The sequence below is a fragment of the Corallococcus sp. CA054B genome (assembly GCF_003611625.1).
Classification (GTDB): Bacteria; Myxococcota; Myxococcia; order Myxococcales; family Myxococcaceae; genus Corallococcus; species Corallococcus coralloides.
The window spans coordinates 1-20,692 of record NZ_RAVY01000012.1; the positions used below are offsets into that span (position 1 = coordinate 1).

At 69.7% G+C, this 20,692-nt stretch carries 8 protein-coding genes; 6 read left to right on the forward strand and 2 right to left on the reverse strand.

Annotation, left to right across the window (positions count from 1 at the left end; all coding sequences use genetic code 11):
- Positions 1-14,147, reverse strand: a 14,147-nt coding sequence (locus D7V80_RS42565) for a non-ribosomal peptide synthetase/type I polyketide synthase (RefSeq protein WP_233585146.1), incomplete at its 3' end; no start/stop codon positions are given.
- 258 nt (positions 14,148-14,405) lie between these two features.
- On the opposite strand from D7V80_RS42565, the gene D7V80_RS05110 reads away from it, so the two are divergent.
- From D7V80_RS05110 to D7V80_RS05120, 3 genes are all read left to right on the forward strand, one after another.
- The gene (locus D7V80_RS05110; RefSeq protein WP_304987059.1) at positions 14,406-14,903 is read left to right on the forward strand and encodes a DinB family protein; all 498 of its coding nucleotides are present in this window, start codon (positions 14,406-14,408) and stop codon (positions 14,901-14,903) included.
- A 63-nt stretch (positions 14,904-14,966) separates the two neighbouring features.
- Positions 14,967-17,372, forward strand: a complete 2,406-nt coding sequence (locus D7V80_RS05115; RefSeq protein WP_120587082.1) for an excinuclease ABC subunit UvrA — start codon at positions 14,967-14,969, stop codon at positions 17,370-17,372.
- A gap of 54 nt (positions 17,373-17,426) precedes the next feature.
- A complete protein-coding gene (locus D7V80_RS05120) occupies positions 17,427-18,179 on the forward strand; it encodes a bifunctional 2-polyprenyl-6-hydroxyphenol methylase/3-demethylubiquinol 3-O-methyltransferase UbiG (RefSeq protein WP_120587083.1) in 753 nt (250 codons plus the stop codon).
- A 15-nt stretch (positions 18,180-18,194) separates the two neighbouring features.
- Here the strand turns inward: D7V80_RS05120 and D7V80_RS05125 are convergent, their stop codons facing one another.
- Positions 18,195-18,401 (reverse strand): hypothetical protein, encoded by a 207-nt coding sequence (locus D7V80_RS05125; RefSeq protein WP_120587084.1) that lies wholly within the window; start codon positions 18,399-18,401, stop codon positions 18,195-18,197.
- A gap of 180 nt (positions 18,402-18,581) precedes the next feature.
- On the opposite strand from D7V80_RS05125, the gene D7V80_RS05130 reads away from it, so the two are divergent.
- From D7V80_RS05130 to D7V80_RS42150, 3 genes are all read left to right on the forward strand, one after another.
- Entirely contained in the window at positions 18,582-18,986 is a 405-nt protein-coding gene (locus D7V80_RS05130; protein WP_233585147.1) for a hypothetical protein, read from the forward strand.
- A gap of 10 nt (positions 18,987-18,996) precedes the next feature.
- A complete protein-coding gene (locus tag D7V80_RS05135) occupies positions 18,997-19,470 on the forward strand; it encodes a hypothetical protein (RefSeq protein WP_120587086.1) in 474 nt (157 codons plus the stop codon).
- A 692-nt stretch (positions 19,471-20,162) separates the two neighbouring features.
- Positions 20,163-20,660, forward strand: a complete 498-nt coding sequence (locus D7V80_RS42150; protein ID WP_199738384.1) for a hypothetical protein — start codon at positions 20,163-20,165, stop codon at positions 20,658-20,660.
- Positions 20,661-20,692 lie beyond the last annotated feature (32 nt).

The following is a 20,692-nucleotide window of genomic DNA, read 5'->3' on the forward strand; positions in this document are numbered from 1 at the left end:
CAGCGCAGCCGCACCTCCGGGCGCTCCAGGCGCACCGTCCTGGCCAGGCCCCACAGTCCGGCGTCGCCGTCGCTGCCCGCTTCCGTCAGGAACACCCAGCGCTCGGTCTGGGCCGTCTGGAGCAGCCTCAGTCCCAGCGCCACGTCCTCCTCCGCGCCGTGGCTCCAGAGCGCCACCGTCGTCCAGCGCTGGTCCGACACCACCGGCAGCCACTGCTCTTCGTGCTCCGCCACCAGCACCTGCCAACCCGGCGGCGTCGCTCCCTCGATCTTCACGCGCGACAGCAACAGCCCGGTGCCCTCGCTCCTGACGGGCAGCAGGTTCGGCGCGGGCACCTGGGGCGTCCACTCCGTCTCGAAGAGGCTGTCGTGGAGCTGGGTGTCCACGTTCGCCTGCCGGCACGTCAGCCCCTCCAGGACCGCGTACACCTCACCGGTGTCGCCGAAGAGCGTCACCGTTCCCTCCACGCTCCTGGCTCCGCGCTCCGTCACCCGGGCGTAGGCCCACAGCTTGCGCGGCTGTTCCTCCACGGAGAACAGCCGGGCGCTCTGGACGCTGAACGGCAGGCAGACGCCACAGGTCTTCAGGCCGCACAGGCCCAGCAACTGGATGCCCGCGTCCAGCGTCGCCGGATGCAACAGCGTCAGGCTCCGGTCCACCACGGAGGTGTGCTCCACCTCGATCCGCGCGATGGCCTCCTCTTCGCCCAGGTGCAGCCGCGTCAGGTTGCGGTAGCCGCGCCCGAAGTTCGCTCCCAGCCGGGACATCGTCTCGTACACCGCCCCCACGTCCTCCGGAGCGCAGCGTTCGAGCACGGCGTCGACGTCCACATCGCTCGTCATCAGGTCGATGCTGTTCAGGACCCGCGCGGAGCGGCAGCTCGCCACCTTCTCCGGGAAGGCACCCTGCCCGCCCTCCACACTCCACTGGCCGCCGCTTTCGACACAACGAACCCGGGTGTCCCCACCGCTCACCACGAGCGGACGCGGCATGATGACGTCTTCCACCTGGACGCCAGGGGCCTTGATGCCGTCCGCGCCCTGCTTCAGGAGCATGGCGCCGCCCAGCAGCGTCAGGTGGCTCGCGGCGGGCACCAGCACCTGCTCCGCGATGCGGTGGTCCTTCCAGCGCTCCGCCTGCTCCCCCGCGAGCACGGCCACGAAGTCACCGTCCTCCTTTCGGCTCAGGAACGGATGCGGCAGCCGCCGCCACGGCAGGAAGCGCGGCGCGTACTCCATGCGCGCACGCCGCTCCGCCACCGCGCCAGCGTACGACTCCAGCACCACGTGGGCATTCGTCCCTCCGAAGCCGAAGGACGACACCCCCGCCACGAGCGGTCGCGTGTCCCCCTTCTTGCCCAACGCCGTCGGCGCCGTCGGGATCACCGCGGGGAAGCCGTTCAGGTCGATCTTCGGATTCAGCGATTGGAAGTGCACGTTGCCGGGCGCTTCCCGGCGGCGCACCACCTCCACCGCCTTGATGAGACCGGCCACACCGGCGGCCCCTTCCAGGTGTCCGATGTTGCTCTTGATGGCCCCCAGGACCACCGGCTTCTCGCGCCGTTCCCCCAGGACGGTCTTGAGCGCTTCGACTTCAATCGGGTCGCCTAGCGACGTGCCGGTGCCGTGGCATTCGACGTAGTCCACGTCGCGTCCCTCCAGCCCCGCGACGTCCAGCGCCTGCCGGATGACCGCCTCCTGCGCCAGGCCATTGGGCGCGGTCAGGGACGTGCTGCGACCATCCTGGTTGACCGCCGTGCCGCGAATGACCGCCAGCACCTCGTCGCCGTCCGCCAGCGCGTCACTAAGGCGCTTGAGGACGACCGCGCCCACGCCTTCGCCACGGCAGTAGCCATCCGCGGAGGCGTCGAAGGTGGCGCAGCGGCCCTCGGAGGACAGCATCTTGGCGGAGCAGCAGCCCACGAAGGTGCGGTGGTGCAGCATCACGTTGACGCCGCCCACGAGCGCCGTCGAGCACACGCCGCCGCGCAGCTTCTCCACCGCCAGGTCCACCGCGACCAGGGATGACGAACAGGCGGTGTCCAACGTCATGCTGGGCCCCGTGAGTCCCAGCAGGTACGAGATGCGGTTGGACATGATGGAGGACGACACGCCGGCCCCGAAGAAGGGGTTCTTCGCCTCGGTCTCCCCGCAGACGATCATCCAGTCTTGGTTGGCGACCCCGACGAAGACGCCCGTGGCGGAGCCTCGCAGGCGCTTCTTGTCGTAGCCCGCGTCGTGGAAGGCCTCGTAGGCCACTTCGAGCAACAGGCGCTGATGCGGGTCCATCGCCCGCGCCTCCGCGACCGGGATGCCGAAGAAGTCGAGGTCGAAGCTCTCCACCCCGCTCATGAAGGCGCCGCGCCGGGTGTAGCTGCAGCCCGCCACGTCCGGGTTGGCGTCGAACACCTCATCGATGTCGAAGCGGGATGACGGGATCTCCGTCACGCAGTCCCGTCCCGCGAGCAGCATCTCCCACAACTCGTCCGGGGAGCGGACGTTGCCGGGCAGACGGCAGGCGGTGCCCACGATGGCGATGGGCTCCTCGGAGCGCTGCATCCGAGGACGCGGAGCCGGAGTGCTCGACGTCGTGTTCTCCAGCCGTGCGGCGAGCGCCGCGGCCATCTCTTCGAGCGTCGGATGGTTGAGCACGAACACCGCGCCCAGCGTCAGGCCCAGCTCGCGGCTGAGGCTCTGGGCCAGTCCGACCGCGCCCAGCGAGTCCAGCCCCTGCGCCATCAGCGGTTCGTCGTCGATGACCTGACCGCCCGCGGGCAGGCCCATCGACTCCGCCGCCGCGCGACGCACCAGCGCGACCAGTTCCGCCATCGTCGGGCCGCTCTTTGCGTCCGAGCGCTTCGGGGCCTGTGTCTCGACGCGCCTGGTCCGGAAGCGGGACACCAGCGGCTGATCCAGCCGCAGCCGGCTCCAGTCGATGGGCGAGACGCACACCGCGCCTCGCTTGCCGGCGGCCAGCAACTGCTCCAGCACGGCCGTGCCTAGCGCGTCGCTGATGCTGCCGAAGCCTCCGGCCTCCGCGCGCTTGTAGGCCTCGTGCCGGGCCGCCATGCCGCCTTCGGACCAGGCACCCCACTGCACCGACAGCACCGGCTCGCCCGCCGAGGACCACTTCTGCGCCAGCGCGTCCAGCGTCGCGTTCGCCGCCGCGTAGCTGCCCTGCCCCACGGAGCCGAAGACCGATGCAGCCGACGAGAAGAGCACCAGGAAGTCCTGCGGAGTGAAGACCTCCCGCAGGTTCCTCGCTCCGTGCACCTTGGCCCCGTAGGCCTGACGCAGCTTCTCCACGGACTGGTTCGGCAGTGTCGCGTCGCTCAGCACTCCCGCTGCGTGGACGACTCCGCCCACCGAGGGCCAGCCCGAAGCCTCAAGCCAGGCCTTCGCCTCGCGCACGCTCTCCGCACGGGACACGTCGCACGCCACGCTCTCTACCCGTGCCTTCGCGCGCAGCGCTTCCAGCTCCGGCGAAAGCGTTGCTCCCGCCGTGCGCGACAGCAGCAGCACGTGCGTGGCTCCGCGCTCCACCAGCAGCCGGGCCGCCACTGTCCCCAGTGCCCCCTGCCCTCCGCTGATGACGTACGTCGCGTCCGGGCGCACCGACAGCTTCTCGGCACTCCCGACATCCGCGCAGCGCCGCAGGCGGGGGACTCGCACCCCTCCCGCCCCGTCCACCGACAGCTCGTCCTCCACTTCTTCGCTCGTCGCCAGCGTGAGCAGCTTCGCCAGCGCGCTCCCCGCGTGCTCGATGCAGCGCAGCCGCACCTCCGGGCGCTCCAGGCGCACCGTCCTGGCCAGGCCCCACAGTCCGGCGTCGCCGTCGCTGCCCGCTTCCGTCAGGAACACCCAGCGCTCGGTCTGGGCCGTCTGGAGCAGCCGTAGCCCCAACGCCACGTCCTCCTCCGCGCCATGGCTCCAGAGCGCCACCGTCGTCCAGCGCTGGCCCGACACCACCGGCAGCCATTCCGCCTCGTCCTTCACCACCAGGGCCTGCCAGCCGGAGGGCAGCGGTCCCTCGATGGCCTCGCGCACCACCAACAGGTGCGCGCCGTCCTGAGTCGGAAGCAGCCGTGGCGTCGCAGCCGACGTCACCCACTCCGTCTCGAAGACACTCTCCTGGACTCGCGTGTCCACGCTGGCCTGCCGGCACGTCAGGCCCTCCAGGACCGCGTACACCTCGCCGGTGTCACTGAAGAGCGTCACCGTTCCTTCCACGCTCCTCGCGCTGCTCGCGGTCACGCGGGCGTAGGCCCACAGCTCGCGCGGCTGCTCCTCCACGACGAACAGCCGGGCGCTCTGGACGTTGAAGGGCAGGCAGACCCCGCAGGTCTTCATTCCCCACAGGCCCAGCAGTTGGATGCCCGCGTCCAGCGTCGCCGGGTGGACCAGCGTCAGGCCCCGGTCCATCACGGACGCGTGCTCCACCTCGACCCGCGCGAGGGCCTCTGCCTCGCCCAGGTGCAGCTGCGTCAGGTTGCGGTAGCCGCGTCCGAACTGCACGCCCTGGCGAAGCAGCAGGCCATACAGCGCCTCCACGTCCGCCGGAGCACACCGGCTCCGTACGGCTTCGACCTCCACGTCCGCCCGAGCGACCTCGGCACTCCCCAGGAGGCGCGTGGCCCTGCAGCTCGCCACGAGCTCACGGCTCCCGGCCCGCTCCTCCTGCACGCTCCACTGGCTGCCATTGGCGACACAGCGGACGATGCTGGCTCCGCCCACCACCAGCGGACGGGGCATCACCACGTCCTGGACCTCCACGCCCACGGAGCGGGAGGCGTCGCGCCCCTGCTTCATCAGCGCGGCGCCGCCCAGCAGCGTCAGGTGGCTCGCGGCGGGCACCAGCACCTGCTCCGCGATGCGGTGGTCTTTCCAGCGCTCCGCCTGCTCTCCCGCGAGCACCGCCACGAAGCTGTCCTCCTCCTTTCGGCTCAGGAACGGATGCGGCAGCCGCCGCCACGGCAGGAAGCGCGGCGCGTACTCCACGCGCGCACGCCGCTCCGCCACCGCGCCGGACTTCCCGTACGACGCCAGCACCACGTGGGCATTCGTCCCACCGAAGCCGAACGACGACACACCCGCCACGAGCGGCCGTATGTCCTCCCCTGTCGCCAGCGGAGTCGCGCACGTCGGGATCACGGCGGGGAAGCCGTTCAGGTCGATCTTCGGATTCAGCGACTGGAAGTGCACGTTGCCGGGCGCTTCCCGGCGGCGCACCACCTCCATCGCCTTGATGAGGCCCACCACTCCGGCCGCGCCTTCCAGGTGGCCGATGTTGCTCTTGATGGCGCCCAGGACCACCGGCTTCTCGCGCCGGTCTCCCAGCACGCTCTTGAGCGCGCCGACCTCGATGGGGTCGCCCAGCGACGTGCCGGTGCCGTGGCATTCGACGTAGTCCACGTCGCGCCCTTCCAGGCCCGCGACCTTCAGCGCCTGCCGGATGACCGCCTCCTGCGCCAGGCCGTTGGGCGCCGTCAGCGAAGCGCTGCGCCCGTCCTGGTTGACCGCCGTGCCGCGAATGACGGCCAGCACCTCATCGCCGTCCGCCACGGCATCGCTCAGGCGCTTGAGCACGATGGCGCCCACGCCTTCGCCACGGCAGTAGCCATCCGCGGCCGCGTCGAAGGTCGCGCAGCGGCCCGCGGGTGACAGGGCCTTGGTGGCACAGGCGCTCACGAACATGCGGTGGTGCAGCATCACGTTGACGCCGCCGACCAGCGCCAGGGAGCTGATGCCGTTGCGCAGCTTCTCCACCGCCAGGTCCACCGCCACCAGCGACGACGAGCAGGCGGTGTCCAGCGTCATGCTGGGACCCGTGAGGCCCAGCAGGTACGAGATGCGATTGGAGGCAATGGACCCGGAGACGCCCGCGCCGAAGTGCGGACTGTGGGCCTCATGGTCGCGGCCCATCGTGGTCCAGTCGTCGTTCGCCAGACCGATGTGCACGCTCGTCGGCGAGCCCTTCAGCCGCTTCTTGTCGTAGCCCGCGTCGTGGAAGGCCTCGTAGGCGACCTCCAGCAACAGGCGCTGTTGCGGGTCCATGGCCCGCGCTTCGGACATGGAGATGCCGAAGAAGTCGTGGTCGAAGCCCTCCACCTCGTTCATGAAGGCGCCGCGCCGGGTGTAGCTGCGGCCCGCCACGTCCGGGTTGGCATCGAACACCTCGTCGATGTCGAAGCGCGACGCCGGGATGTCGGTGACGCAGTCCTTGCCGGCGAGCAGCATGGCCCACAGGTCGTCCGGCGAACGGACGCCCCCGGGCAGGCGGCACGCTCGGCCCACGATGGCGATGGCCTCCGTGCCCTGCTCCCTGGCGGGTGGGGCCAGGAGGTCGCGCTCGATGCGGGCGGCGATGGGTTCGACGTGCTTGTTGAGGAGGTTGAAGTGGTGCCCGTCGCTCCGGATGAGCTCCATCCCCGGGCACATCGCGCGGCAGCGCTCCAGCGCGCCAGCGTCATCCTGGAAGGAGCGCGACGCCTCACGCATCATCTCCGACTGGCGCTCCCACGGCGGAATCGCGCACTGGAAGACGAGCACCGGCGAGCGGACCACGTCCGACGGCGTGTAGTGCTGCACCAGCAGCTCGAAGGGCGCGGGGCCTTCCGGCGCGACGAACGGCGGCATGTGCCGGGGGTCCAGCATCACGACCCGGGCGAGCTTGCCTTCGCGCTCCAGCTGCAGGCCCATTTCGAACGCGACGGCCGCGCCAAAGGACAGGCCTCCGACGGAGTAGGCCTCACCCGGCGCGGTGCGCTCCATGGACAGGCGCAGCTCCGCGGCGATCCCTTCCAGGCTCGTCACCGCCGGGTCGATGACCGCCGGAATGCCCGGCATGGCGGCGTAGACCGGCACCGACAGCGCGGCGGCCAGGGACCCGAAGGTCTTCTCCGCCGTGCCCATGACGCCGCCGACGAGGAAGAGCGGCGGGCCCTGGGTGCGGCCGTTCAACAGCGTCCACATGCCCTCGGTGTCCGCCGTGGATGCGGACCGGGCCTGGAGCTGTTCGAACAGGTGCTGGGTGACGTCCTCCTCGGTGGGGTAGTTGAAGGCGAAGTGGACCGGCAGCTCCACCGTGTCCGGAAGACGTGCCAGCAGCTGACGGCGGAACTGCACCAGGTCCAGCGAGGAGAAGCCCGCTTCCATGAAGGAGCGGTTGACCTCCACCGAGTTGGACGGAATGAACTGGAGGACGCAGTCGCGGACCAGCTGCTGCAACGCCAGACGGCTCCAGGTCTGCCGCTTCGTCGAGCCACCAGGCCCCGCCAGCAGTTCGAAGCGAGGGCCCTTCAGGGTGAGCCGGCTCCAGTCGATGGGCGAGACGCACACCGTTCCCCGCTTGCCCGTGGCCAGCAACCGCTCCAACACGGCCGTGCCCAGCGAGTCGCGGATGCTGCCCAGTCCCTCGGCCTCCGCCCGCTTGAACGCCTCGTGCCGCGCCGCCATGCCGCCGTCGGACCACGCGCCCCACTGCACCGACAGCACGGGCTCGCCCGCTGACGACCACTTGCGCGCCAGCGCGTCCAGCGTCGCGTTCGCCGCCGCGTAGCTGCCCTGCCCCGCGGAGCCCAGGGCCGCCGCCGTCGAGGAGAAGAGCACCAGGAAGTCCGGTGGGCTGAACGCGTCCCGCAGGTTCCGCGCCCCGTGCACCTTCGCTCCGTAGGCCAGCCGCAGCTTCTCCGCGGACTGGTTCGGCAGCGTCCCGTCACTCAGCACACCCGCTGCGTGGACGACTCCGCCCACGGAGGGCCAGTCCGACGTCTCCAACCAGGCCTTCGCCTCGCGCACGCTCTCCGCACGGGACACGTCGCACGCCACGCACTCCACCCGCGCCTTCGCGCGCAGCGCTTCCAGCTCTGGCGAAAGCGTTGCTCCCGCCGTGCGTGACAGCAGCAGCACGTGCGTCGCCCCGCGATCCACCAGCAGCCGGGCCACCACCCTGCCCAGCGCTCCCTGCCCTCCGCTGATGACGTACGTCGCGTCCGGACGCACCGGCAGCTTCCCGGTGCCCTCCAGGCCCGCGCAGCGACGCAGCCGGGGAACCCGCACCACGCCGGCCGCGTCCACCGACAGCTCGTCCTCCGCGTCATCGCTCGAAGCCAGCGAGAGCACCTTCGCCAGCGGGCCATCCGCCTGCTCGATGCAGCGCACCCGCAGGTCCGGCCGCTCCAGCCGGGACACCCGCGCCAGGCCCCACAGGCCCGCGTCGTCCTCACTGCCCGCACCGGTCACGAACACCCACCGGTCGGCCTGGGCCGTCTGGAGCAGCCGAAGCCCCAGCGCCACATCCTCCTCGGTGCCATGCCCCCAGAGGGCCACTGTCGCCCAGCGCTGGCCCGATACCCGCGGCAGCCACTCCGCCTCGTCCTTCGCCACCACCGACTGCCATCCGTCGGGGAGCGCTTCAGCCAATGCCTCACACGTCAACAGCAGGTGCGCGCCGGCCTTCGGGGCGACCTTCGTCGAGGGAGGCAGGGGCATCCACGTGGTTTCGTAGACGCAGGTGGCGGGTGTGGCCTGCTCCACGGCGGGAGCGGCCTTGGGCGAGGCGAACTTCGACACCGGCTTGTTCCAGCCCAGCGGCACGTTCCGGAACAGCCGAGGCCCCGGGCGCCAACGGGTCGCCTGACTCGATGTCACCCAGCGCGGCCCCGCTTCGCCCATGCTCCGCTTCGCCAACTGGAGCAACGTGGAGCCCGGCCCCAGCTCCACGACCGTCTTCGCCGGCCCTTGCGCCCACGCCGTCTCCACCGCACGAAGGAACAGCACCGGCTTCAGCAGCTGCTCCGCCCAGTACTCCGCCGTGCACAGCCGCGACGTCTCCGCCGTGCCTGTCAGCGTGGAGATGAACCGCACGCCTTGCGGTTCGCGCAGCTCCACCCCTTCCAACCGCTGGCGGAACGCGTCCGCCGCGGGCGCCATCATCGGCGAGTGGAACGCGTGCGACACCGCCAGCATCGTGTGCCCGACGCCCAGCACCTCCGTGACGAAGCGGTGCAGAGCGTCCTTCGGGCCTGCCACCACCGTCGTCGCCCGCTCGTTCTCCGCCGCCACCACCAGCTCGGGCGGCAGCAACGGCTGGACCTGATCCACCGGGGCCCGCACCGCCGCCATGCCTCCGCGCGGGCACGCCGCCATGAGTCGGCCCCGCATCGCGGCCAGCTCCAGCGCCTGCTCCGCGCTCATCACCCCCGCCACCGCCGCCGCCGCGAACTCACCGACCGAGTGGCCCAGCACCGTCGCGGGGCGCATGCCGCGCGCCCGCCACATGGCCGCCTGCGCCAGTTGGAGCGCGACGATGGCCGGCTGCGCGTACTGCGTCTCCTGCACCTGCGCCGCCATGTCCTTGTCGTCGGAGAGCAGCAGCTTCAGCAGCGGCACCTCCACCTTCGACTCCAGGAATGCCGCGTAGCGGTCCAGCGCCTCCTTGAAGACGGCGTTGGCCCCGTACAGCCCCTTCGCCGCTCCCGGCACCAGGGAGCCCTGCCCCGTGAACAGCCAGAGCGCGTCCGCGGGCGGCGGCTCCTGGCTCATCGAGGGCGCCACGTAGGACTCGAGCACCACGTGGGCGTTGGTGCCGCCGTAGCCGAACGAGGAGACGCTCGCCACCAGGGGGACCCCCGTCGTACCCAGCGCCGTCGGCCGGGTGGGGATGACGGCCGCGAAGCCCTCCAGGTCGATCTTCGGGTTCAGCGACTTGAAGTGCACGTTGCCGGGCGCTTCCCGGCGACGCAGCACCTCCAGGGCCTTGATGAGGCCCACCACACCGGCGGCGCCCTCCAGATGACCGATGTTGCTCTTGATGGCCCCCAGCACCACCGGCTTCTCACGCCGCTCACCGAGGACGTTCTTCAGCGCTTCGACTTCGATCGGGTCGCCCAGCGACGTGCCGGTGCCGTGGCACTCGACGTAGTCCACGTCGCGCCCCTCCAGCCCCGCCACGTCCAGTGCCTGGCGGATGACCGCTTCCTGCGCCAGGCCATTGGGCGCCGTCAGCGAAGCACTCCGTCCGTCCTGGTTCACCGCCGAGCCGCGGATCACCGCCAGCACCGGGTCCCCGTCCGCCAGCGCGTCGCTCAGGCGCTTGAGCACGACGGCGCCCACGCCTTCACCGCGTGCGATGCCGTTGGCGGCGCTGTCGAAGGTCGCGCAGCGGCTGTCCACGGACAGCATGCGCGCCTGACAGGTCATCACATAGGGCGTGGCGCTCAGGATCATGTTGGCGCCGCCGGCCACGGCCATGCGACACGCGCCCGAGCGCAGCTTGGTGATGGCCGCATCCACCGCGACCAGCGACGACGAACAGGCCGTGTCCACGGTCATGCTCGGGCCGGCGAGGTCCAGCGCGAAGGAGATGCGGTTGGAGGAGATGGACGGCGCGGAGCCCGTGCCCGCGTAGTCGGTGACGTGACCGAAGTCCGTCATCCAGTCGTAGTTCATCTGCCCGATGAACACGCCCGTGGAGGAGCCGCGCAGGCGGTCCTTGTCGTAGCCCGCGGCGTGGAAGGCCTCGTAGGTGACCTCCAGCAGCATGCGCTGCTGCGGATCCATGGCGCGAGCCTCCGCGACCGGGATGCCGAAGAAGTCGTGATCGAAGCTCTCCACTTCGCTCATGAAGGCGCCGCGCCGCGTGTAGCTGCGGCCCACCGCCTCCGGGTTGGCGTCGTAGATTTCGTCGATGTCGAAGCGCGACGCGGGGACCTCCGCCACGCAGTCCGTCCCGCCCAGCAACATCTCCCACAGGTCATCCGGAGACAGCACGTCTCCGGGCAGCCGGCACGCACGGCCCACGATGGCGATGGGCTCCGCCGCGTCCACCGCCGAGGCCTCGCGCCGCACGGAGGCCCGCGGCGCCACGCGCCCGGCCCGGTACGCGGCGAGCTTCACCGCGCTCGGGTGGTTGAAGACCAGCGTGTAGGAGAGGCGCGTGTTCCAGGCCGCCGACAGCAGGTTCACGAGCCGCACGGCGAACAGCGACGACAGGCCCTGCTCCGCCAGGTTCTGCGTGGCGGAGAGCGCATTGGCCGGCACGCCCAGCACCTGCGCGGCGAGTTGCAGGATGAGCGCGACCTCGCTGTTGCCCTCCACCGGCTCGCTGTCCTGGGTGCGCGCCTGGGAGGCCATCGCCAGCTGCCGCAGCGTGCGCGTGTCCACCTTGCTGTTGGCCGTCAGCGGGAGCGTTTCGAGGACGCGCCAGCGCTGCGGGACCATGTAGTCCGGAAGGTACTTCTCCGCGTGCTGCCGCAGCGCTTCCTCCAGCGCCTGCGCATCCGTCCCCGGCTCCCGCACGGTCACGAAGCCGACGAGCCGGCCGCCCTCCCCAGGCAGGTGCACGACGGCGGCCCGCTGCACCGACGGCAGCCGCTCCGCGCAGTGCTCGATCTCCGCCAGCTCGACGCGGTGGCCGCCCACCTTCACCTGCGAGTCCTTGCGGCCGACAATCTCAATCTCGCCGTTGGGCAGGTAGCGGCCCAGGTCGCCCGTCGCGTAGAGCCTCCCGAACGGAGTCTCACTGAGGAACTTGCTGGCCGTGAGCTCCGGGTCGCGGAAGTAGCCGCGCGCCAGGCCCACACCGCCGATGTAGATGTCTCCGACGACGCCCGCCGGCCGGTAGCCGAACCGCGCGTCCAGCACGTGCATCGTCTGGTTCGACAGGGGCCGTCCGTAGGGAACCAGCTCCGTCCCCAGCTCGCGCGACTGCCGGGTGATGACGTGGAAGTTGGACCAGATGGAGGCCTCCGTCGCGCCGCCCAGGGCCACGAGGTGGAGGTCCGGGAACTGGGACAGCGCGTGGTCCGCCATCGTCATGCTGATGGCGTCGCCGCTGAGCATCGCGACCTTCAAGGGCAGCGCCGCGCCCGGCGGACGCGCGGCGATCAGCATCTCGAAGGAGGTGGGGACGGTGTTCCAGACCGTCACCTGGTGCTGGTGCAGCTGCTGCCACCAGTAGTCCGGATCCCGCGTCCCGTCCGGCTTGCAGACCACCACCGTGCCCCCGGCCCCCAGCGTCCCGAAGATGTCCCAGACGGACAGGTCGAAGCTGAGCGAGGAGATGGCGAAGGTGACCGTCCGCGCCCCCAGCCCGAAGCGCGCGTTGATGTCCAGGCACGTGTTGACGGCGGGGCCGTGCGAAATCTCCACGCCCTTGGGAGCCCCCGTCGAACCGGACGTGAAGATGACGTAGGCCAGGTCCTCCGGATCCACCGCCACGGGCGTAGGCACGCGCCCGGCCTCCCGGGCCGCCAGCGACAGGTCCACGCTCAGCGTGAGGATGGCGTCCGAGCCGCCTTGAGCGCGATGCCAGTGGCGGTCCTCCGACACGCACTTGTCCTGCACCAGCGCGATGTCACAGTCCGCCACGGTGAGGATGCTCCGCAGGCGATCATCGGGGTGGCTCGGGTTGAGCGGCAGGTAGAACGCGCCGGTCAGCAGGATGGCCGTCGTCGCGACGACCTGCTCCCACCCCTTCTCCATCACGATGGCCACGCAGGAGCCCCGGCCCACGCCCGCGTCCTGCAAGCGCACGGCGGCGGCGCGCACCAGCGCCATCAGCTCCGCGTAGGTCAGCCGGACGTCCTGGTCGATGACCGCCAGGGCCCCGGGCGTCGCCTCCGCGGCGCGCAGCACCTGGCCGTGCAGCAGGCGCGGCAGCCGGGCGTCGAAGTCCACGTGCGTCTGGTTCGCGCCCACGCGCAGCGCCAGCACGTCGGGGGGCAGCACCGACGGGCTCAGGTCGCCCTGGGCCACGCGCTCCAGCTGGTGCCGGAAGCAGGCCAGCATGTCGCGCATCTGCTCGCGGTCATGGACCTGGCTGTCGTAGTCCCAGTTGATGCGCAGCTCGCCGTCCAGCTCGTAGACCTGGTGGTCCAGGGTGATCTGCGGCGTCTGGGTCTGCTGGAAGTGGAGGCCCGTCTGGCAGCCCGCGAAGTCCACGGGCGAGTCGATGATGCCGAGGAAGGACGTGAAGACGATGGGGAAGCTCAGGTGCGGATCCGTGCGGTGCTTGCGCAGCATGCGGACGCCCTCCAACCCGCTGAGGTCGCCGTGCTCGAGCCCCTGGCTCAGCTCGCGGTGGATGGCGAGCGCCCGCTCCGCGAGGCCTGTGTACCGGCCCGTGATGGGACACAGCAGGACGTTGGTGAACTCGCCGACGGTGCCGGTGAAGTCGTTTCCGAGCGACACCGGCCGCTCCGACATGGTGACGGTGACCGTGAAGTCCGGCTCCTCGGCATAGAGCCCCAGCACCTCCGAGAAGACGGCCAGCAGGAGCGCGTTGGAGGTCACCTGCAGCGCGCTCGCGTGGGCCTTGAGCGCGTTCCAGCGCTCGGTGCCCAGCGCGATGGATTCACGCTGGAAGTCCACGCCCTGCCCACTCCCACCCTTGCGGCGCGGCAGCTGCGGCGGCGGGGGAATCGCGTCCAGCCGCGCCGTCCAGTAGTCGAGCGACGCCGCTGAGACCTGCTTCGTCCCCAGCTGGTCGCAGTAGTCCCTGAACGCGAGCGCGTCCGACTCGGGCACGGACGGGACGTCCTGCCGCAGGAGTTCGCCATAGCGCCGGGAGACCTCGCGGCAGAGGATCATGGCGCTGGTGGCGTCCATGAAGAGCATGTCGAGCAGCAGGTGGACGCGGACGGTGCGCGCGTCCACGCGGCTCAACTGGAGGTCCCAGTGCAGGTTCGTCCGGGAACGGAACGCCGTCATGCACTCCTGGCGCCGCTGCTCCAGGTCCACCACCGGGAGCGCCTCCAGCCGCACCGGCTCGCGTCGCTCGGCTTCCGGGAGGACGCGCTGCCGGGTGCCCTCCACGATGACCGCGTGCAGCATGGGATGCCGCGCCACGACCAGTCGGACCGCCTCCTGGAAACAGGCGACGTCCAGGTCGGTGATGTCGAACTCGGAATAGACCTGACAGGGACAGTCCTGGCTGGCGCCAATCACATAGGACACCTGCATCGGCGTGAGCTCGAAGGCTTCATCCGTGCTGGAGGATCCGTCCCTGTTTCTCAGATTCGAAGACGCGGATTCTTCATGTCTTGGAATGAGCGCCGCCGCCTGCGCCACGGTCAGGCCATAGAGCACCTGATACGACGGCATGGGCGAAAGCGAGCCGCGCACGCGAGTCGCCGTGAGCGAATCCATGCCCAGGTTTCCGAGCAGGATTCCTGATTTGCGTTCGAGTTCAGCGGGCGCGACGCCCATCAAGGAAGCAAGAGTTTCAACGGGCGTGAGCGTGCGCGACGGCTGCGTCATTTCCGGGTCCCCATCCCCAAACAGCAGAGCGAAAAGCGGGCTCGGCTTAGCAATGCTGGATAGTGAACACAAGAACCAGGAGGGTCACGAACATGAAAGACTCTCTGGATGGATCCTCACGAGAACAGCGGCCTTCGAAGCGTTTTGTTGACGCAGCTCGACACGGCCTGGGCGCTCACCCAATACCATCTCAACGGGCTCACGACGCGGGAGTGCCTCCTGCGGCCCGCGCGGAAGGGCCTGCACGTGGAGCAAGGCACGGACGGCGTCTGGCGCGCGGAGTGGCCGGAGTCGGAGGGCTATGACATCGGCCCCGCGTCCATCGCCTGGCTGACGTGGCACATGGGCTTCTGGTGGTCGATGGTGCACGACCACTCGTTCGGTACCGGCTCGCTGAAGCGAGAAGACGTGCACTGGCCCGGAACCGCCGAGGGCGTGCAGGCCTGGATCGCGCGCCTGCACGATCAATGGCGGAGCGCCGTCATGGGACTGGATGACTCCGAGCTGCACGCGTCGACGCGCACCCGCTGGCCCATGGAGGGAAGGCCCTTCGCGGACATCGTCGCGTGGGTGAACCTGGAGCTGATGAAGAACGCAGCGGAGCTGGGCTACGCGCGCTTCGTCCTCGCAGTGGCGGACAGATAGGGTCGGCTCGACTACGGTCTCCCCGCACGACCGCCTCGAACAACTGCTGGAGAAAATGGACCCATGACCTCCTCCGACAAGACCGCCGCTCAGCGCCGTTCGAATCCCGCGGACAGCCATGACCTCATCCGCGTCCAGGGCGCCCGCGAGAACAACCTGAAGGACGTCAGCGTGGAGCTGCCCAAGCGGCGGCTCACCGTGTTCACCGGCGTCTCCGGCTCCGGCAAGTCGTCGCTCGTCTTCGGCACCATCGCCGCGGAGTCGCAGCGGTTGATCAACGAGACCTACAGCGCGTTCGTGCAGGGCTTCATGCCCACGCTGGGCCGGCCCGAGGTCGACGTCCTGGAAGGACTCACCACTGCCATCATCGTCGACCAGGAGCGCATGGGCGCGAACTCCCGCTCGACGGTCGGCACGGCGACGGACGCCAACGCGATGCTGCGCGTGCTGTTCAGCCGCCTGGGCAAGCCGTACATCGGTTCGTCCAACGCCTTCTCCTTCAACGTCCCGTCGGTCCGCGCCACCGGCGAGATGACCGTCGAGAAGGGCGAGGGCAGCAAGACCGAGAAGAAGGTCTTCAACGTCACCGGCGGCATGTGTCCGAAGTGCGAGGGCATGGGGCAGGTCAGCGACATCGACCTGACCCAGCTGTACGACGACAGCAAGTCACTCAACGAGGGCGCCCTCACCATCCCCGGCTACAACGTGGACGGCTGGCTCGTGCGCATCTTCGGGGCCTCGGGCTTCCTCGACCCGGACAAGCCGATCCGCAAGTACACCAAGCAGGAGCTTCAGGACTTCCTCCACAAGGAACCGACCAAGATCAAGGTCGAGAAGATGAACCTCACCTACGAGGGACTCATCCCGCGGATCCAGAAGTCGTTCCTGTCCAAGGACGTGGACGCCATGCAGCCGCACATCCGTGCGTTCGTGGAGCGCGCGGTCACGTTCACCTCCTGCCCCGAATGCAAGGGCACCCGGCTCAGCGCGGCCGCCCGGTCCTCCAAGATCAAGGGCATCAACATCGCCGACGCCTGCGCGATGCAGATCAGCGACCTGGCGGAGTGGGTGCGCGGCCTGGACGCGCCGTCCGTCGCCCCGCTGCTGGCGTCGCTGCGGCACACGCTCGACTCGTTCGTGGAGATCGGCCTGGGCTACCTCAGCCTCGACCGCCCTGCCGGCACGCTGTCGGGCGGTGAGGCGCAGCGCACCAAGATGATCCGCCACCTCGGGTCCTCGCTCACCGACGTGACCTACGTCTTCGACGAGCCGACGGTCGGACTGCACCCGCACGACATCCAGCGGATGAACGAGCTGCTGCTGCGGCTGCGCGACAAGGGCAACACCGTGCTCGTGGTCGAGCACAAGCCGGAGATGATCGCCATCGCCGACCACGTCGTCGACCTGGGCCCCGGAGCCGGCACCGCTGGTGGCGAAGTCGTCTTTGAAGGCACCGTCGAGGCGCTGCGCTCCAGTGACACGCTCACGGGACGCCACCTGAGCGACCGGGTTGCCCTGAAGCCGTCCGTGCGCAAGCCGACGGGCGTGTTGAAGGTGCGCGGCGCCAACACGCACAACCTGAAGAAGGTCGACGTCGATATCCCGCTCGGCGTGCTGGTGGTGGTGACCGGCGTGGCCGGGTCGGGCAAGAGCTCGTTGATCCACGGCTCGGTGGGCAACCGGGACGGGGTGGTGTCCATCGACCAGGCTCCGATTCGCGGCTCGCGGCGGAGCAACCCGGCGACGTACACCGACCTGCTGGAGCCGATCCGCAAGGCGTTCGCGAAGGCCAACGGCGTGAAGCCCGCCCTGTTCAGCGCCAACTCCGAGGGCGCCTGCCCGACCTGCAACGGCGCCGGCGTCATCTACACCGACCTGGCGATGATGGCCGGCGTCACCACGGTCTGCGAGGACTGCGAAGGCAAGCGGTTCCAGGCGTCGGTGCTGGAGTACAAGCTCGGCGGGCTCAACATCGCCCAGGTGCTCGACCTGCCCGTGAAGGATGCGGTCGCCTTCTTCGGCTCAGGCAAGGCGCAGACGCCGGCAGCGTCCGCCATTCTTCAGCGCATGGCCGACGTGGGCCTCAGCTACCTCCGGCTCGGCCAGCCGCTCACCACGCTGTCGGGTGGCGAGCGGCAGCGGCTCAAGCTCGCGACGCACATGGGGGACGAAGGCGGCGTCTACGTGCTCGATGAGCCGACCACCGGTCTGCACCTGGCCGACCTGGAGCAGCTGCTCGGGCTGCTGGACCGGCTGGTTGACTCCGGGAAGTCCGTCATCGTGATCGAGCACAACCAAGCGGTGATGGCGCACGCGGACTGGCTCATCGACCTGGGGCCGGGCGCGGGCCACGACGGCGGACGCATCGTGTTCGAAGGCACCCCGGCGGACCTGGTCGCCGCGAAGTCGACGCTGACCGGCAAGCATCTGGCGGAGTTCGTCGGCGGCCCTCGCAAGGCCGCCCGGTAGCCGCGACGGAATGGTAGCGTCTCCCCGGCAGTCGTCACGACACCGGGGAGAATCATGGCCATCACGATGTCACCGCAGGAGTACGCCACGGCGTTCCGCATTCTCGCGGCGTCCGCAAGGCATCCGACGAACATCCACCAGATCGTCACGGAGCGGCTGTCCCCAGGGCTCCCGGAGCACCCCACCCTGCTGGATGTCGGAGCGGGGGCGGGCAAGGTCGCGGAACGGCTCGCTCCGCATTTCGACTCGCTCACCCTGCTCGAACCCCATCCCGAGCAGAGCTCCGGCTTCCATCATGAGAAGGCGAAGGTCCTCCCGGTCTCCCTGGAGCGGTTCGCCTCCAATGACAGATACGACCTGGTCGTCTGCTCACACGTCCTGTATCACGTCCCTGTCTCCGAATGGGGCGGCTTCATTGACAGACTGCTCGGCTTCGTGCGGCCCGGCGGAAGCTGTCTGATTGTGATGGCCGCGGCCCGGGGGCCGACCCATGCGATGTGCCGGGAGTTCTCCGACACCCTGCATTTCAGCGAGGAGGTCGTCGCCGAAATCCAGCGGAAGCACCTGCCCCACGAGACCCTCGCGACGATGAGCGGGTTCGCCGCGCAGACCTTCGAGGAGATGTACACGCTCTGCCGCTTCCTCGTGCTGGAGGGGTGTTACACGGCCGCGCAGCTGGCGGCCCTGAACCCGGACGAGGCGGGAAGGCTCGATGCGCGAATCCGCGCGCATGCCGAGCGCTGCCGGCAGCCTGACGGAACGTACCGGCTGGAACAGGATGAGGACGTGATCCTCATCCCCCGCTAGCCGTCACGCCCGTCATCAGAACTCGTCCACCGAGCCGTCAGCACTGAAGGGCTGGCCGCCCACGTCGATGAAGAATCCGCCCTGGAAGCTGCAACAGGTCACGGGCGGGTGACGGGGGTACATGTCCGCCGCTTCGGCCTCCAGCCCTTCCAGGAACGGAAGCGGCACCCAGTCCAGACCGGTGAGAACGCGGAACTCCGCCTGGAAGGGTGAGGGAGCCATGGGGAGGAGCGTAACGCATCCCCCTGCATGGACAGTGTCTGGAGGGAGCCCGGCGGTGGGGCGCCTCCCGCGTATCCTGGCGCGATGAACGCCCTTGCCCTGCTCGCCCTGGTCGTCCCAGGCGCGTCGACTGACGACGGCTCGCCGCAACCCTGGTTAACGGTGGGCCCGCTGCTGAGCATGAGCCGCCGCCAGGAGGACACCGCCTGGGGCGTGGGCCTGGAGTCCACGCTCAACCTGGCCATGCACAACAACCGCATGGGCTCCTTCAGGTCTGGCGCCGTGGGCGTCTTCGGACAGGGGCAATGGATGGACGGCGAACACGCGCGGCTGTGTGGCGGAGTCCAGGGCACCTTCCTGATCTTCGGGCTGGAGACCGGCGTGGCCCACGAGACGGGGACGGCGGCCCACCGGCCCACGACGTCGCTCCACCTGGCGCCCTTCCTCGGCTTCGTCTACGGCTCCGTGGGCGTCCGCTTCAGCCTCCCCTTCCAGGACGGGCGGGACCTGTCGGGCCGCCTCCCGCATGGCCGGGAGATGGGGCTCACGCTGACCCTCAAGAAGCCTTTCTCCCCCATGCTCTGATTGTGCCCCCATGAAGACCGAACCCACGGAAGTGCTCCATCTCTTCTTCGATGAACAGGGCCAACGGGTGGGCGACGTGGCGCCGGTGTCGTGTGGCCTGTGCGGCGCACCCGCGCGAGGACGGACGCTTGCGTCGGGCATGCTGGAGCGCGGCCTTGGCTGGGATTGTCCCTGTGGGGCCCGGGGCGTCCGTGTCGAACTGGTGGATCTGGACGAGGTGTATCCGGACGTCCTGGAGGCCTGGGGGCTCCAGCCTGCCGAGCCCGCCCTCTCCCCACCCGAGCCCGTGGGGGAGTCAGGCCTGCTGTTCGCGAGCTACGTGGATGGGCACGACCTGCGCACCCAGCTGTTCGACGAGGCGCGACGGCAGGGCGCCCAGGTCGCCGCCACCCAGGTGCGGGGGCGGATCACCACGCCCAGGCAGACCTTCCCGGAATGGACCTGGGATGTGCTCTGGGCTCGGCCTGTTTCCCAGCGGAATTGAGAGGTGCTCGCGGCCCGGCGCAATGCCTTGCGCCGGGCGTTGAGGCGTTGCGGGGCTCAGCTCTCGATGGAGGCGGAGCCTTCCTGTTCCGGGTGCTCCTCACTGCAGACCTGGCCGGATGCTTCGTCCCGCGGCGCTTCGTCGCGGGTGGCCACCGAAGGTGTGGGTTCGGGCTTGAAGCAGCGGCCGATGCAGTCTCCTCCCCACCGGTCACACGTGATCCACCCGCCCTGATCATGGGTGCAGGGCGTGCCGCAGGAAGTCGCACAGGTACATGCGGTCTCACATGATTCCGCACGGGCTGAGGCGATTGGGGCGAGTGTGAGGACGGCGGAGGTGGCCAGCAGGAACCGCAAAAGCTTGCGCATCTGATGCCTCCCATCGGGGTGAAGCATTCACGTTGCTCCCCTGGCCACCTGGAATGCAAGTCGATCCCGGCAAGAATGCGGAGACAAGCTTTTACAATTCAAGCATGGCGACGTGTTCATCACCGCCCAGGGGCTCCCGTGGACCTCTCATAGAGCGCCCGCATCCTCTCCACACGCCGGGGGCAACACGGCCCCCGGTGCACGCGGTATCCTCGTGGGATGTCTGATCTCTACGCAGTCCGCGTCCTCGGAGTGGCCCGACAGACCCTCCGCCTGTCAGTGGCGCGCGTGCACCCTGACGCCGGGAAGCCCGCGCCTCACGCCGTGTTCGCATTGATGTTGCTCTACGACCCCATCGAGAAGGCGGAGGACGCCGGGTTCAGCAAGTACCCGCACCTGAAGGACGCGGCGCTCGTGCGGGAGGCAGGGGGGCGCAAGGCCTTCACCGGCCAGTGGATGAACGCGAACGCGCAGGCCTTCGTGTCGAAGGTGAAGCGGTCCGGCCCCTTCCTGGACATCCAGCTGACGCACCCGGCGTGGGGGGAGCACCTGCGAAAGGGCATGGCGTGGCGGACGACCGCCTACGACGCCGGCCCGGGCCTGCCCGCCGAACCTCGAGTGCCCGCCCTGGAGCAGGCGCCGGCCCCAAGAGCACCGAGCAAGCGCACACCGAAGGCAGGGACCGCGGGAGCGAAGAAGGCAGCGCGCAAGGTGGCAGCGAAAAAGACCGCGAAGCCGAAGACCGCGGCGAAGAAGGCCGCGCCGAAGGCGGGACGCACGACCGGCGCGAAGAAGGTGGCGAAGGTGAAGCGGAAGACCTGAGTGCTGAAAGCCCCGGAGCGCCCACGGCGCCA

What these genes read in the sequence shown, in the direction of transcription:
- D7V80_RS05130 (WP_233585147.1), top strand. Translation starts at nt 18,582, where the DNA reads ATGAGCCGCCGCCAGGAGGACACCGCCTGGGGCGTGGGCCTGGAGTCC.
- D7V80_RS05135 (WP_120587086.1), top strand. Translation starts at nt 18,997, where the DNA reads ATGAAGACCGAACCCACGGAAGTGCTCCATCTCTTCTTCGATGAACAG.
- D7V80_RS05120 (WP_120587083.1), top strand. Translation starts at nt 17,427, where the DNA reads ATGGCCATCACGATGTCACCGCAGGAGTACGCCACGGCGTTCCGCATT.
- D7V80_RS05125 (WP_120587084.1), bottom strand. Translation starts at nt 18,401, where the DNA reads ATGGCTCCCTCACCCTTCCAGGCGGAGTTCCGCGTTCTCACCGGTCTG.
- D7V80_RS05115 (WP_120587082.1), top strand. Translation starts at nt 14,967, where the DNA reads ATGACCTCCTCCGACAAGACCGCCGCTCAGCGCCGTTCGAATCCCGCG.